This window comes from Mesorhizobium sp. B2-1-3A (genome assembly GCF_006442655.1).
In the GTDB taxonomy this organism is placed as follows: Bacteria; Pseudomonadota; Alphaproteobacteria; order Rhizobiales; family Rhizobiaceae; genus Mesorhizobium.
In genome coordinates this window covers 85,860-100,415 of sequence record NZ_VFWK01000009.1, presented here as the reverse complement: position 1 = coordinate 100,415, position 14,556 = coordinate 85,860, and the positions used below count along the sequence as shown (strand labels likewise).

13 protein-coding genes are annotated in these 14,556 nt (G+C 64.7%); 5 read left to right on the top strand and 8 right to left on the bottom strand.

Annotation, left to right across the window (positions count from 1 at the left end; all coding sequences use genetic code 11):
* Window position 1: 1 nt before the first annotated feature.
* From FJ977_RS31275 to FJ977_RS31255, 5 genes are all read left to right on the top strand, one after another.
* Window positions 2-718: a uroporphyrinogen-III synthase gene (locus FJ977_RS31275; protein WP_140776034.1), complete on the top strand. Its 717-nt coding sequence runs from the start codon at window positions 2-4 to the stop codon at window positions 716-718.
* 109 nt (window positions 719-827) lie between these two features.
* Complete coding sequence (locus FJ977_RS31270; RefSeq protein ID WP_140776033.1) at window positions 828-2,291, top strand: COG4223 family protein; 1,464 nt, start codon at window positions 828-830, stop codon at window positions 2,289-2,291.
* 10 nt (window positions 2,292-2,301) lie between these two features.
* A complete protein-coding gene (locus FJ977_RS31265) occupies window positions 2,302-3,903 on the top strand; it encodes a heme biosynthesis protein HemY (protein ID WP_140776032.1) in 1,602 nt (533 codons plus the stop codon).
* 52 nt (window positions 3,904-3,955) lie between these two features.
* On the top strand, window positions 3,956-4,435 hold the full coding sequence (locus FJ977_RS31260; RefSeq protein WP_140776031.1) for a TerB family tellurite resistance protein: 480 nt from the start codon (window positions 3,956-3,958) through the stop codon (window positions 4,433-4,435).
* 18 nt (window positions 4,436-4,453) lie between these two features.
* Window positions 4,454-5,170 (top strand): glutamine amidotransferase, encoded by a 717-nt coding sequence (locus FJ977_RS31255; protein WP_140776030.1) that lies wholly within the window; start codon window positions 4,454-4,456, stop codon window positions 5,168-5,170.
* Between the two features lie 6 nt (window positions 5,171-5,176).
* On the opposite strand, the gene FJ977_RS31250 is transcribed toward FJ977_RS31255, so the two are convergent.
* The 8 genes from FJ977_RS31250 to FJ977_RS31215 all read right to left on the bottom strand — a co-directional run bounded on the left by FJ977_RS31250 (window position 5,177) and on the right by FJ977_RS31215 (window position 14,423).
* Window positions 5,177-5,485: an NIPSNAP family protein gene (locus tag FJ977_RS31250; RefSeq protein ID WP_140776029.1), complete on the bottom strand. Its 309-nt coding sequence runs from the start codon at window positions 5,483-5,485 to the stop codon at window positions 5,177-5,179.
* Window positions 5,486-5,523: 38 nt separating this feature from the next.
* Window positions 5,524-6,762 (bottom strand): MFS transporter, encoded by a 1,239-nt coding sequence (locus FJ977_RS31245; protein WP_140776028.1) that lies wholly within the window; start codon window positions 6,760-6,762, stop codon window positions 5,524-5,526.
* Between the two features lie 158 nt (window positions 6,763-6,920).
* Window positions 6,921-8,021 (bottom strand): aminotransferase class I/II-fold pyridoxal phosphate-dependent enzyme, encoded by a 1,101-nt coding sequence (locus tag FJ977_RS31240; RefSeq protein ID WP_140776027.1) that lies wholly within the window; start codon window positions 8,019-8,021, stop codon window positions 6,921-6,923.
* A gap of 126 nt (window positions 8,022-8,147) precedes the next feature.
* Window positions 8,148-8,612: a MucR family transcriptional regulator gene (locus tag FJ977_RS31235; RefSeq protein WP_056574785.1), complete on the bottom strand. Its 465-nt coding sequence runs from the start codon at window positions 8,610-8,612 to the stop codon at window positions 8,148-8,150.
* Between the two features lie 212 nt (window positions 8,613-8,824).
* The gene (locus FJ977_RS31230) at window positions 8,825-9,529 is read right to left on the bottom strand and encodes an ROK family protein (RefSeq protein ID WP_140776438.1); all 705 of its coding nucleotides are present in this window, start codon (window positions 9,527-9,529) and stop codon (window positions 8,825-8,827) included.
* A gap of 14 nt (window positions 9,530-9,543) precedes the next feature.
* The gene (zwf, locus tag FJ977_RS31225) at window positions 9,544-10,920 is read right to left on the bottom strand and encodes a glucose-6-phosphate dehydrogenase (protein ID WP_140776026.1); all 1,377 of its coding nucleotides are present in this window, start codon (window positions 10,918-10,920) and stop codon (window positions 9,544-9,546) included.
* Between the two features lie 22 nt (window positions 10,921-10,942).
* Entirely contained in the window at window positions 10,943-11,959 is a 1,017-nt protein-coding gene (gene gnd, locus FJ977_RS31220) for a phosphogluconate dehydrogenase (NAD(+)-dependent, decarboxylating) (protein WP_140776025.1), read from the bottom strand.
* 55 nt (window positions 11,960-12,014) lie between these two features.
* A complete protein-coding gene (locus tag FJ977_RS31215) occupies window positions 12,015-14,423 on the bottom strand; it encodes a glucan 1,4-alpha-glucosidase (RefSeq protein ID WP_140776024.1) in 2,409 nt (802 codons plus the stop codon).
* Window positions 14,424-14,556 lie beyond the last annotated feature (133 nt).

The following is a 14,556-nucleotide window of genomic DNA, read 5'->3' as shown; positions in this document are numbered from 1 at the left end:
CATGCTTCGCGTCCTGGTGACCAGACCGGAACCGGGCGCCTCGCGCACGGCCCGGCGGCTTCAGGACACAGGCTTTCAGCCGGTTCTCCTGCCCCTGACTGAAACGGCGACTTTGCCTGTCGATGCCGGGCTGATTCCAGATGACGCTGTCGCCGTTGCCGTCACCAGCGCCAATGCCTTGCGTCATGCCCCGAAGGACGTGATCGCGGCGCTTGCCGCCCTGCCTTGCCACGCCGTGGGCGCCAGGACCGCCGAGGCGGCGCGCAAGATGGGATTCTCGTCGGTCGTTGAAGGCGCCGGCGATGCCGAGGCGCTTGCCGATAGCCTTGCGGCCGCGTTTCCCGGCAAGGCAATCGTTTATCCCTGCGGCCGCGTGCGGTTTCCGGTGTTCGAGCAGAGGCTCGAAGCGGCTGGAGTCCTGGTCCACGCCCTGGAGACATATGACACGCTTCCGGCGCGGCATTCGGATGATACCATCCTTGCGCTTCTGTCCGGCCGACCGGTCGATGCGGTGCTGCTCTATTCGGCCAAGGCGGCCGCCGCGATGCGGGGCCTGGCCACACGGCCTGCCTTGCAAGGGGTCTTTGAAAAGACACGCTTTTTCGCTCTTTCCGCGCGCATCGCCGCTGCCTTCGACGACAGTGGCGGCAAGGCAATCCGCGTCGCCGAAGAGCCCGATGAGGAAGCCCTGCTGGCACTTTTGCCGCCGCCCCGCTGACCCGCGTCATCACACCGCCCCTTTTCACCGCTTGGTGATGTGCTAGACCCTTTGTGAACCATCACGCGCCGCCAGGCGTTGAGACGAAGCGAATTTTGCGGAGCCAGGCATGGTCAAGACGCCGAAGATGCGACACTCGAAAAGCCGCCGCGAGCCGGTGACCATCGATCTCGAACCCGGCGCCGTCTCCCGTATCGTCGACGAGGATGCCACGAAGCCGTCAGCGACAAGCGAAGAAGCTCAGGCCGCGGAAGGGGCTCAAGCAGAGATTCCCGAAGAGCCGGTGCATGCCGACCAGACCGACCTTGAACCCTGGGAACACGCCGATGCCGCCGGGCAGGCCGGGACAGAGCCGCCCGTGGAAGCCAAAGCCACTGGGCCGGAGCTGCCCTATCCCGGTTCGGATGCGCCATCCAACGGCGCCAAGGCCTCGGACTACAATTTCGAGGACGCGTCGGCAAAGCGCGCCGACGACAGCAAGGCAAGAACCGAGACGCGGGGCGAAAAAATGGCGCCGACTCCTCCTCCGGCAAAGCGTAGCGGCGTCAACGGTATTGCCGCCGGCCTTATCGGCGGCGTCATCGCGCTGGTCGGCGCCGGCGGCTTGCAGTTTGCAGGCCTGCTCGGCGCGCCCGGTTCCGGCGCCAGTGTTTCGCTGGATGGCGTCAATGGCGAGATCGCCTCGCTGAAGAGCGAAATCGCCGGCCTGAAGGAAACCGGTGGCAACAATGACGCGGCGGCCAAGATGGTTGGGCTTTCCTCGGGTCTGGAGCAGGTAAAGGCCGATGTCGCGGCGCTGAAATCGGCAGTGGAACAGGGTGGCGCAGGCGACAGTGCCGGGCTTGCCGCGCTTGGCGACAAGGTCAAGCAGATCGAAACCGCGCTCGCCGCTCTCGGCAAGGCCGGCAGCGCCGCACCGGTCGATCTCGGCCCGCTCAACGAAAAACTGGCCGGTCTCGACGCGCTGGTGAAATCGTCCGGCGAGGCGGCGAAGGCTCAAGACGGCCGGCTGACCGCGCTGGAGCAGTCGGTGTCGCAGCTTTCCGGCAAGGTCGAGGCGGCGGCGGGACAGCCCAAGATCGCGCTCGCCATTGCCGCGTCGGCCTTGAAGTCGGCGCTCGAACGCGGCGCGCCGTTCTCGGCGGAACTCGATACGCTGGCCGCGATCTCTCCCAACGCGCCTGAACTCGCGGCCTTGCGGCCCTATGCCGAGAAGGGCGTTCCGACCCGCACCGAAATCGCCTCGCAGATGGATGCCGCCGCCAATGCCATGGTCGCCGCCGCCACGCCCGTCGACCAGAATGCCGGCTTCCTGCAGAACCTGATGTCGAGCGCCGAATCGCTGGTCAAGGTCCGGCCGATCGGCGCTGTCGAGGGTGTGGGTGCACCCGAAACCGTGGCGCGCATGGAAGTGGCGGTAACCCAGGGCGACTATGCCAAGGCGCTCAGCGAGTATAATTCGCTGCCTGAGGCCGCGAAGGCCGCCGGCGCCGACTTTGCCGGCAAACTGAAGGCGCGCATCGAGGTCGAAACCCAGGTCGACGCCCTGATCTCCGGCGCGATGAAGGCATGAGGGCAAAACGATGATCCGCCTGCTCGTCTTCCTCATCGTCGTCTTCGCGCTCGGGCTGGGCTTTGCCTGGCTGGCCGACCGGCCGGGCGACATGGTCGTCACCTTCAACGGCTACCAGTACCAGGTCAGCCTGATGGTGGCGGCGGTGGCAATCGTCGCCGTCGTCGCCGCGGTGATGATCCTGTGGTGGCTGGTCAGGTCGCTTTGGAACAGCCCCTACACAATTTCGCGCTATTTCCGCGTGCGTCGCCGCGACCGCGGCTACCAGGCGCTGTCGACCGGCATGATCGCCGCCGGCGCCGGCGATGGCGCGCTGGCCCGCAAGAAGACCAAGGAAGCGGCCAAACTGATCCGTTCCGACCAGGAGCCGCTGATCCATCTGCTTGAGGCGCAGGCGTCGCTGCTCGAAGGCGACCATGAAGGCGCGCGGCAGAAATTCGAGAGCATGCTCGACGATCCCGAAATGCGGCTGCTCGGCCTGCGCGGGCTTTATCTCGAAGCCGAACGGCTGGGCGACCGCAATGCAGCCCGGCACTATGCAGGCCGTGCCGCCGCCGTCGCGCCGCAACTGGCCTGGGCGGCCGAATCGACGCTCGAGGAGTTGACGGCGCGCGGTGACTGGGACGGTGCCTTGAAACTGGTCGACGCGCAGAAGTCGACGCGGCAGATCGAACGCGACGCCGCCAGCCGCCATCGCGCCGTGCTGTTGACCGCCAAGGCGCAATCGCTCGCCGAGAGCGATCCCGCCGCCGCCAGGACAGCGGCGCTGGAGGCGAACAAGCTCAGGCCGGATTTCGCGCCGGCCGCCGTTGCCGCCGCGGCAGCGCTCTTCAAGCAGAACGATGTGCGAAAAGGCTCCAAGATCCTGGAGACGGCGTGGAGGGCCGAGCCGCATCCCGAGATCGCAGAGCTCTACACCCATGCTCGTCCGGGTGACGCCGTGCTCGACCGCCTCAACAGGGCCAAGAAGCTGCAGGAAATGAAGAAGAACCACGCCGAATCCTCGATGACGGTGGCGCGTGCGGCGCTCGACGCGCAGGATTTCTCGACCGCCCGCAGCGAAGCCGAGGCCGCGATCCGCATGGACCGCCGCGAGGGCGCTTATCTGCTTCTGGCCGATATCGAGGAGGCCGAGACCGGCGACCAGGGCAAGGTTCGGCAATTGCTTTCCAAGGCTTTGCGGGCACCGCGTGACCCGGCCTGGGTGGCCGACGGCGTCGTGTCGGAACGCTGGGCGCCGGTGTCGCCGATCACCGGACGGCTTGACGCCTTCGAGTGGCGCGCGCCGATGGAGCGGCTTGGCCAATTGATCGACAGCCGCGACGATGCGCCTGACGCCGCCGTGCCGGTCATCGAAGCGCTGGCGAAGCCGGCCAGTGAAAAGCCGATCGACGTGATCGATCATGCCGCCCCGGCTGACGAGGCGAGGGGCAAGGAAACCGAAAGCCGGGAAGACGACGTTACGCCGGTCACGGCGGCGGCGTTCGCGGCGGTGCCGGCCGATGCCGAGGCCGTGGAGCCGGCGGAAGAACTGACGCGCCTGCCGGACGATCCCGGCGTCGATCCGGACGACGAGGCGGAGAAGGCGCCGCGCCGGTTCCGGCTGTTTTGATTTTGGCCTTCGGGTGATTGACTTGGCCCTTGGGCCGTTTGGGAATGGATTGATGTTCGAACGCGTTCTGTCGTTTCTCAGGGACCTGCCGGCCGGCGCCGGCGCGCATGCCAGCACGGACGATCCTCGTGTCGCCGCCTCGGCGCTGCTCTACCATGTGATGAACGCCGACGGCGTGCGCCAGGACGTCGAATGGGAGCGGTTCAAGGCGGTGCTGGCGGAGAGCTATTCGATCAGCGGCGCCGAACTCGAAGCACTCGCCGCCGCCGGCGAACGCGCCGACAACGAGGCGATCGACCTCTATGCCTTCACCAGCGTGCTCAAGCGCCATCTCGACGCCGAGGGGCGCAAGGCGTTCATCGGCCTGATGTGGGAGATCGTCTATGCCGATGGCGAGTTGCATGAACTCGAGGACAATACGGTCTGGCGTGTCGCCGAGCTGATCGGCGTCGAGCGCCATGACCGGGTCGAGGCGCGCCGCAAGGCGGCGGCGCATGTGCCGGGCGCGCGTGGAACCTCCAGCGACGAATAGACGGGATCTCGCCTGCAGATGCCGCACGGAACGCCTTCGAAGCCAAAAATCCTGATCGTCCTGCATCAGGAGAATTCAAGCCCCGGACGCGTCGGCCACATGCTTATCGAAGAGGGTTTCGAGCTCGACATCCGCCGGCCGCCGCTGGGCGACGCCTTGCCGGAAACGCTGGATGGCCACGCCGGCACGGTGGTGTTCGGCGGGCCGATGAGCGCCAATGACGAGGACGAATTCGTTCGCCGCGAGACCAACTGGTTGGAGATTCCGCTCAAGGAGAACCGGCCATGCCTCGGCATCTGCCTCGGCGCGCAGATGCTGGTCAACCATCTCGGCGGCAAGGTCGAGGGGCATGGCGAAGGGCTGGTCGAGATCGGCTGGTATCCGCTCAAGGCGACCGAGGCCGGCAAGAAGCTGATGCACTGGCCCGACATGGTCTACCAGTTCCACCGCGAGGGCTTTTCGCTGCCGAGGGACGCGACGCTGCTGGCGACGGCCGATACCTACCCCAACCAGGCCTTCCGCTACGGCGACAATGCCTGGGGCATCCAGTTCCATGGCGAACTGACAAGGGTGATGATGCAGCGCTGGGTGGTGCGCGGCGCGCATCGCTTCGAGTTGCCGGGCGCGCAGCCCGGCCGCGACCATCTCGGCGGCCGGCTGATCTGGGACATGCACCTGAAGCGCTGGCTGGACGAGTTTTTGCGGATGGTTTTTGGCGAGGTGGCGGTGCGATAGCTTTCTCTAAGGTTCGAGCACCGGCCGCATGAAGCTGCGCTCATAGCTGAGAATGCTGCGATTGCGTTTTTCCGTTTCGAACACTTCCTGGCATTCCGGATCGGCAGCCATCCGCTTGCGATAGTCCTCGTAGTCGGCGAGGCTCGGAAAGCTGAACATGGCATAGGCGATATTGTTGGCTCCCTCGCTCGGAAGGAAATAGCCGTGATGGTTTCCGCCGAGGCGATTGACCAGACCGATCCAGCGACGGCCATAGTCTTCAAACTCGGCAAGCTTGTAGGGATCGATGACATATTTCAGGTGACAGGTAATCATGGCAGGTCCTGTGACAGGGTGATGTATCTTGCCGGCCGTCAGTTGCGCCCGTTCAAATGCCGCACCTTACGCAATTGCGGGAACAGATACGCCCACAGGCCGGCAACCGCGATGGCGCCGACGCCGCCGATCACGACCGCCGGCACGGTGCCGATCAGCGCCGCCATGGTGCCGGCGCGGAATTCGCCGACTTCGTTGGAGGCGCCGACGAAGACCTGGTTGACGGCGTTGACGCGGCCGCGCACCGCGTCCGGCGTCCACAACTGGATCAGCGTCTCCCTGATGTAGACGCTGAACATGTCGGTGGCGCCGAGGAGGGCCAGCGCGACGATCGACAGCCAGGTGACGGTGGACAGGCCAAACAATACGGTGCAGGCGCCGAATGCCGCGACGAAGCCGAGCATGATCTTGCCGGCATTGTCGCGAAGCGGGTGCCCGGCGAGCCACACCGCGACGCAGATGGCGCCGATGCCGGGCGCCGAGCGCAACAGGCCGAGGCCCCATGGGCCGAGTTCAAGAATATCGCGCGCATAGACAGGCAGCAGCGCCGAGGCGCCGGACAGGAGCACGGCGAAGAGATCGAGCGAGATGGCGCCGAGCACGATCTTCTCGCTCCAGATGTAGCGGAAGCCGGCAAACAGCGTCTCCATCGTCGGCTTGTCGGTGGCGGTCTGCTGGGCGGGCTTGGGAATGGTGAAGATCAGCAGACCGGCCACCAGCATCAGCACTGAGGCGACGGCGTATGCGGCTTCGGCCGAGACGCCATAGAGCAGGCCGCCGGCGACCGGGCCGACGATCGTCGCCGTCTGCCAGGCGGACGAGTTCCACGCAATCGCGTTGCCGAAATCCTCCGGTGGCACCAGATTGGCGAACAGCGACGACGAGGCCGGCCCGTAGAAGGCGCGCGCCATGCCAAACAGCGCCAGAATGACGAAAATCGGCAGCGGACTGACGAGGCCGTGCAGCGTGAAATACAGGAGCACAAGCGCACAGCTTGCCTCGACCACCGTTGCCAGAGCCATGATCAGGCGGCGGCCGAAGCGGTCGGCGACGACACCCGTGACAAGCACCAAAAGCAGTGACGGCAGGAACTGGACGATGCCGACAATGCCAAGGTCGAAGGGATCGCGCGTCAAATCATAGATCTGCCAGCCGACGGCGACGGAGACGATCATGGTCGCGAAAGTGGTGAGAAAGCGGGCCGTCCAGTAGCTGAGGAAGGCTTTGTGCCGGAAGGCGGCGTAGCGCTGCTCCGGCGAAGTTTGTACGGATGTCATGGAATGAGGCCCCGTTGCGATTGCACCGGCTGGCGGGGCACTTCCCGAATGGGCGCTGTTCCGGCCAATGAAACTTAGTAAAGTTCGGCGCGCATATGCGGTAAAATCGGTGCAGGATCAAGGGACCTTGCACCTTTTCCTTCGACTGCACGAGGAAGTTACTGCCGCAGCGCCGCCGAAATGGCTTCGAGGCCGCCTTTCAACTCGGCTTCCGTCGGCCAGCCGAAGCCGACGCGGAAGAAGCGCTTTTCCATTTCGAACCAGTGGCCGGGGCCGACATAGGTGCCGTGGTTTTCCAGCAGGTTCCCATAGAAGCGGTCGAGGTCGAAGCCGGGTTCGACATTGAGGCGCGGGAAACCGACGACACCGCCTTCGGGCCGCACCCAGTCGACCAGCGGCTCGCGGTCGATCCAGGCCTGGACGATATCGCGGCGCTTGGCCATCTCGGGCAGCAGCGCGCCCAAGAACGCGTCGCGGCGCTCCAGCATGCCGCGCGCAATGCCTTCGTCGATGACGCTGCCGCAGATGCCGATCTGCTCCTTGGCGGCGAGGAATGTCTCCTGAAGGGCGGCATCCCTGGTGATCAGCCAGCCGATGCGGATGCCGGGAATGCCGAAGGCCTTGGACAGCGACGAGACGCTGATCGCCTTCTTGCTCAGCGAGGCCGCCGACGGCAGGCGCCTGCCATAGGAGAGATCGCGATAGGTTTCGTCGACCAGCAAATGGCAGTTGTTGGCCTCGGCGAGCGCCACCAGTGCGTCGAGATCGGCGCGTGACATCATCGTGCCGGTCGGGTTGTGCGGGCAAGTGACGCTGATCAGTTTCGTATTCGGCCGGATCGCCGCCTTGATGGCCCCGACATCGATGGCAAATCCGTTCTCGAAGGCGAGGTCGACAAAGCTGATGGCGCAGCCGATCGCCCTCGGGGTTTCGATGTTGGTGGCGTAGTTGGGCCTGATGACGACGAGATGGTCGCTCGCCGACAAGAGCGAGGTCGAGATGATGAACAGCGCGCCGGCGGCACCGGCGGTGACCAGCACATCATCGGGCGAAATGCCGGCATCCTGCGCCGCGACCAGCGCGCGCAAGTCCTTGTCGCCGCGATGCTCGCCGTAGAACAGCGTCAGGTCCGGCAGCGACAGGCCGATGTCGGAAAGCTTCTGATCGGCGATCGAGCTTTCGGAGAGATTGTAGCGGATACGGTCGTAGCCGTACTCCTCCGGTGCTTCCTTCTCGATCACCATCCTGGTGTAGTTCATGGCTTCGCTTCCCCCCAAAAACCTGTCCGGTTCATCCAAGCCACAAAAACGTGAAGCCTGCCAAGGCGAATTCGCCGGCAGGCTTCTGTTCCAGTCGTCCTAACGATTGGCTCAGGACTGATCTTCTCAGGCCGAGACCTTGGCCTTCCGGCCCTTGGCCTTGACGGGCACCACCTCGACGGCCTTGCGGCCGAGGCCGATCGACTTCGCCAGTTCCGAGCGCGAGGCCGCATAGTTGGGCGCAACCATCGGATAGTCCGCCGGCAAGCCCCATTTGGCGCGATAGGCGTCCGGCGTCAGGCCGAAATGCACGCCGAGATGACGCTTCAGCGATTTGAACTTCTTGCCGTCCTCGAGGCAGATGATGAAATCCGGCGTCACCGACTTCTTCGGGTTGACAGCGGGAACCAGCGGGGCCGCCACTGGCACGGCCGGCTTGCCGAGCCCGCCGATCGAGGTGGCGACGCTGGCGATGAGGTCGGCAAGGCCGGAGACGGGCAGGCGATTCTTCTCGACGTAAGCGGACACGATGTGGGCGGTCAGCTCGAGAAGGTCGATGTCTTTGCGAGCGTCGTTGCTATCGTCGGTCAATGTATCCTCCGTCTGTGGCGCACGGCCTCGAAAATCAGAATCGCTTTCGACAGGACGAGGCACAAAATCAAAAATGCTGAAGCGTCTTGAGCGTATCCACTGGAGCACGCCGGGCAGTGCGGCGAAACTCCTAGTCGGCAAATCTGCGTAACGCAATGATTTAGCGCGCCGTCACACGTTATTTTGAACAACTATACTAAACTGTAATAATATCAGACGATCAAGGCCTTGTCTCGCCACAGACGAAATCCACCTTCGAAGGCGCGTGTGTTGTCTCCGCGCCTTGACTCGGCGGGCAACTCGTCGAGCTTGTCGACATTGCCGCCGCCAATGATGACATAGTCTGGCTGCAGAGCGGCGCGCAGCCGGTTGACGACGTCGAAGACGTATTTGCGCCACTTCTTCTTGCCGTACTTTTCCAGGCCGCGCTCGCCGACATAGTCCTCGAAGCTCCGGCCTTTCCTGTAGGGAAGATGGGCGAGTTCCATCGGCTGGCCGACATTGTCGAAGACCATCGCCGCCCCGAGGCCGGTACCGAGGCCCAGGAACAGCATGCGCCCGCCTTCATAGCTGCCGATGGCCTGCATCAGCGCATCATTGACCACCTTGACCGGCTTGCCGAACTGCGCGGCGAAATCGAAGCCGGCCCAACCCTTGCCGAGATTCATCGGGTCGAGCACTGGTTTGTTGCGACGCACCGGGCCCGGATAGCCCATCGATATGACATCGTAGGACAGGCCCTCTGCGAGCTTCTTCACCTTGTCGATCATCTGCTGCGGCGTCAGGTCCGGGCCGGAATCGTCCCGGCGCTCCGTGCCGCCGGCGCTGGTCAGGATCTTGACGTGCGAGCCGCCAATGTCGATCGCCAGCACGATCTGCTCGGGGCCGGTTGCCGTTTGCTTCACCGCCTTGGCCATCGGGTCCCCTCCGCTCATGCCACCGGGTCGATCCAGCCATTGGGCGGCCCGAAGCCGGCCATGGCGTCTGCCGGCCCCCATGTCTTCGGCTCGTAGAGATGCGGCGGCGTGGTGTCGCCAAGCACCGGCCCGACGATGCGCCAGGCGAGCTCGGCCGCGTCCTGGCGGGTGAAGAGCTGGCCGTTGCCGTTCATGGCGTCGCCGATCAGGCGCTCGTAGGGCGGCATGTCGGCCTTGCTGTCGTCGAGCGCCGTCAGTTCCACCTGCTCGCCGACCATGTCGTCGCCGGACGCCTTGCGTTGGGCGCCGATAGCGATCACCACCTGCGGGTCGATGCGGAAACGCACATAATTCTGGTCGGCGGGCTTGATCGGGTCGAAGACATCGAGCGGTGGCCGCTTCAGCCGCACCACTACCTCGGTGACATGCACCGGCATGTTCTTGCCGGCGCGGATGAAGAACGGCACGTCCTGCCAGCGCCAGGTGTCGACGAAGAAGCGCACCGCCGCGAAGGTCTCGACCGGCGAGTTCGGCTTGACGCCGGGCTCGGCGAGGTAGCCGGTGAACTGGCCGCGCACGACATCGTCCCTGGTCAGCGTGCGGATCGCGCGCAGCACCTGCACCTTCTCGTCGATCAGGTCGTCGGCGGAGCGCCCGACCGGAGGTTCCATGGCCAGCAGCAGGAGGATGTTGAGCAGGTGGTTCTCGATTACGTCCCGGATACAGCCGACATCGTCATAGAATTTACCGCGGCCCTCGACGCCGAAATCCTCGGCCATGGTGATCTGCACGCTCTCGACGAAGTTGCGGTTCCAGATCGGCTCGAGAAAGGAATTGGCGAAACGGAAATAGAGCAGGTTCTGGATCGCTTCCTTGCCGAGATAGTGGTCGATGCGGAAGATCGACTGTTCGTCGAACACCAGGTGCAGCACCCGGTTCAGCCAGCGCGCCGATTGCAGATCATGGCCAAAGGGTTTTTCCACCATCAGCCGCGCGCCATGCGCGGTGCCGGACTGCTCCAGGCCCTGCACGACGGTCTCGAACATGGTCGGCGGCACCGCCATGTAGTGCAGCGGCCGCTGGGCGCTGCCAAGCGCGGTCTTCAGCTTCTCGAACGTGGCCGGGTCGCGATAGTCGCCGCTGACATAGCGCAGCAGCGAGGCGAATTTGGCGAACACCTTCTCGTCGATCTTGCCCAGCGCATTGACGATGCCGTCGCGGGCGCGATCCTGAAGCTGCTTCAAATCCCAGGCGTCGAAGGCGACGCCGATCACCGGTTCGGTGAGCGTGCCCTTGGCGACCATCTGGTAAAGCGCTGGAAATATCTTCTTGTGGGCGAGGTCGCCGGTCGCTCCGAAGAGCACCAGCGTGTCGGACCGTTCCTGGCTCATGCGTGTGTCTCCCCCTGCGGCGTCACTGGCCAGCCTTTGGCTTCTCGACATGGCCGCCGAAGGCATAGCGCATGGCGGACAACAGCTTGTCGGCGAATTCGGATTCGCCTTGCGAGGAGAAGCGGTCGAACAAGGCCGAGGACAGCACCGGCGCCGGGACGCCGGTATCGATCGCGGCCTTCAGCGTCCAGCGGCCTTCGCCCGAATCCGAAACGCGGCCGCCGAAATTCGCCAGGCCAGGATCGCTCTTCAGCGCACCGGCGGTGAGATCGAGCAGCCAGGAGCCGATGACGCTGCCGTGGCGCCAGACCTCGGCCACCTGGGGAAGGTCGATGTCGAACTGATAATATTGCGGGTTCTCCAGCGGGCTGGTCTCGGCGTCCGCCGTGCGCTGCCGCTTGCCGGCATTGGCCGATTTCAGGATGTTCATGCCTTCGGCATAGGCGGCCATGACGCCATATTCGATGCCGTTATGCACCATCTTGACGAAGTGGCCGGCGCCGCTCGGTCCGCAATGCAGATAGCCGAAGGGCGCGTTCCCGGCCGCCTTGTCGGGAGCGGGCGAGCCGGCATCGGCGCCCGGCGCCAGCGTGGCGAAGATGGAATCGAGGTGCTGCACCGCCACGTCCGGGCCGCCGATCATCAGGCAGTAGCCACGCTCCAGGCCCCAGACACCGCCGCTGGTGCCGACATCGACAAGATGGATACCCTTGGTGGCCAGTTTCGCGGCCTGGTCGACGGCGTCGTGATAATAGGAATTGCCGCCGTCTATGACGATGTCGCCGGGCTCCATCAGCGCCGCGACCTGGTCGATGATCTTGCCGGTGATCGCCGCCGGCAGCATCAGCCAGACACAGCGCGGCTTGGCGAGCTTGCCGACAAATTCCGTCAGGGATGCCGCCCCCAGGGCGCCGTCGCTCACCAGGGCCGCGACGCTGGCGGGGTTGATGTCGTAGACGACGCATTCATGGCCGTCGCGCATCAGGCGGCGGACCATGTTGGCGCCCATCCGGCCCAGTCCCATCATTCCGATCTGCATGGTTTCGTCCCGATTGTTTGAGGAAAGAACAAATCTATCGGCGCCGCTGCCTTAATCATGATGCGTCAATGCCGACGCTGAAGTCGACATTCTCCCAACGCATCGCATCGGGCCAGAAAAAAGTGAAGACGAGGGTGTCTCCCGGCTCCAGTCCGGCGACCGGCAGATCGACCAGATGAACGCCGAAAGCGTTCTCGCTGGTCTTGTGGTCCTGGATCGTCAGCCATTTGTCGCTGCTCCAATGGACAACGCCCGGCGCCGAAAGCTCGACGCGCAAAACCTTGCCGGCCGGGATGGTGCGGATCTTGTTGTTGAAGCGCCATGTCCTGAGCGGCGAGCTTGTCTTGCCCTTGATGTAGCGCTCGACGCCTTGCGGCGGCATGTCGAAGACCGCGCCGTCGCGCAACGAGCGCAACAGCTTGATGTGCTCGGCATGTGCCCAAACCAGCGGCATGGCACTGCCGGACGGTTTGCCGAGCCACAGCTCGCGCTCAGGGATATCATCGGCATCCCAGACCTGCTCCGGCAGCAATCCGCCGATCCCCGCCGAGCGCTCGAAAGTCTCGAGAAGCTGCGCGGCTTTCTCCTTGCGCCCGGCGGCAAGCTCGTAATGCGCCCGCTCGCCGGTGAGCAGCGGCCAGGCGCGTCCCTGGCCGGTGCCGTCGAAAGGCGTGCCATCCTCGTGCTCGCCATAGCCGTCACTGGTGTAGCGGTACCAGACCGGGCCTTGCGGCAGATCGCAACGCAAAAGCGCATCGACGGCCTTAACCGTATTGACAATGCGCGGATCGTCGGCCGCCCTGAGGCCAAAGCGAACCAGGGCCAGGGCGTCGGGACTGACTATGGCTTCCGCCGGTTTGTCGGTGTCGGTCGGGGGACGGTTCTTGATCGGCACGAAGCCGTCCTTCGGCGTAGCGGCGCCCGCATCGTCCGGCGGCGCGATACGGACATAATAGCCTCTGACGCCTGCGTCGATGGAGAGCTGGGTGCCCGTGACGTAGGTCCAGCGTTCGACCTGATCGTTCCAGCAATCAGCGGTTTCGCGCAGGTAGCTTGCCGGCTCACTCTTTCCGGTGATATCCAGCATGTCGGCGGCGGCAAGCAGCGCGGCGATCTCGACGGCCAGCGTGAACGGGCTGTATCCGGCGTCCTCCTCCCAGCGGTCCTCGCCGGTGACGGGGCCGTTGCGCACGACATACGAGGCGGCGGTTTCGATCATTGCCATGAAATCGGCGAGCCTGGCACGCGGCAGATAGCCCGCGCGGCGCAAGGCGTCGGCCAGAAGCAGCGGAAAGGCGCATTCGTCCATCTGGATGCCGGGCCAGTAGGCGGTGCCGTCCGACCAGACATTCTGCGGCCAGTGACCGTCCGGCTGCTGGATCGAGCGAAGATAGGCCAGGATCTGCAGCGCCTGCTTGCCGTCGCCGGCGGCAAGGAAACCTCCAGCCGTCTCGACCAGATCGCGCGGCCAGACCAGATGGTAGCCGCCGAGATCGTCGTCGCCCTTGTTGAAGCCCCATGGGATCGACAGGCTGGCAACGGCGGCGCCGGGTCTCGCGACCGAGAGATGCGTTGCGAGAACCGCGGTGCTCACACGATAGGTGTTCAGCCCGGAGGCGGTGCGGCGGTCGAGCTTCTCAAGCCCGGTCTGAAATGTCCGCCAGTCCCCGACATAGGTTTCGGCGGCGGCGTCGAAACCCTGCTTGAGGCTGGCCAGCGCCAGGTCCGCGGCTGCTTCCGGCGAAGCGCCGAAGCCAAGCGCCAGCAAGGCCGTGGTCTTGCCAGCGGAAAAGCCGATCTCGCCGGTCAGGGCGACATTGCCGTCTTCCGCCCGCTGGCAGGAGGGATCGAGCGCACCGCCATTCTGCAATTGCTGCCATCCGTCCGAGAAACCGACATAGCCGGCCGAACAGCCATGCCAGGGCAGTGAGCAGGCCAGCGCCAGGGAGACGCCGCGCCCCGTGGCGAAGAGCATGCGCTGGCCCTTGTGTTCGCCAACCCAGGCGGTATTGCCCATGCCGGCATTGACGAGGTGCGGGGCAAGCAGCGCGTAGACATGGAAGTCGGCCGCCGGACCTTTCAGTGGTACGAATGCAATCTCCTGCAGCAGAACAGGCCGTTTCGGATCCGTAATGATACGCTTTTCGATACGGTAGGCGCCGTCTGTCGCGGTGTTGGTCAGCCTGTAGCCAGGCACGCCGTCCTCGAACGGCGCGATGGCGTGCGCGGCGTCTCGCTTCTCTTCCGAGAAATAGCCGCCGGGGCCGGTGACGATCAGTTCCATGTCGCGCGTGCAGGCGCTGTCGAGACGCGGATAGTAGATCTCGTTCAAGATGCCGTGACTGATGGTGAACCAGAGCGGGCTCTTGGCTGAAAACGCGGTGCCGACGCCACTCTTGGCGCTTGATGTCCAGCGCGCCGGTATTCCGGGCGCGCCTTTGGCAACGGTCGGCGTTACTGCCATCAAATGGCCTCCTGTCGTGCTCCTAGACCATGGGCCGGCGGCTTTTTCAATCATCGCACCGCAAGTTGATCGAAGGCATGCCAAGCTTTGCAGTTGACAGCTTGCGGTTCGTCTGCATTTGTCTGACAATAGA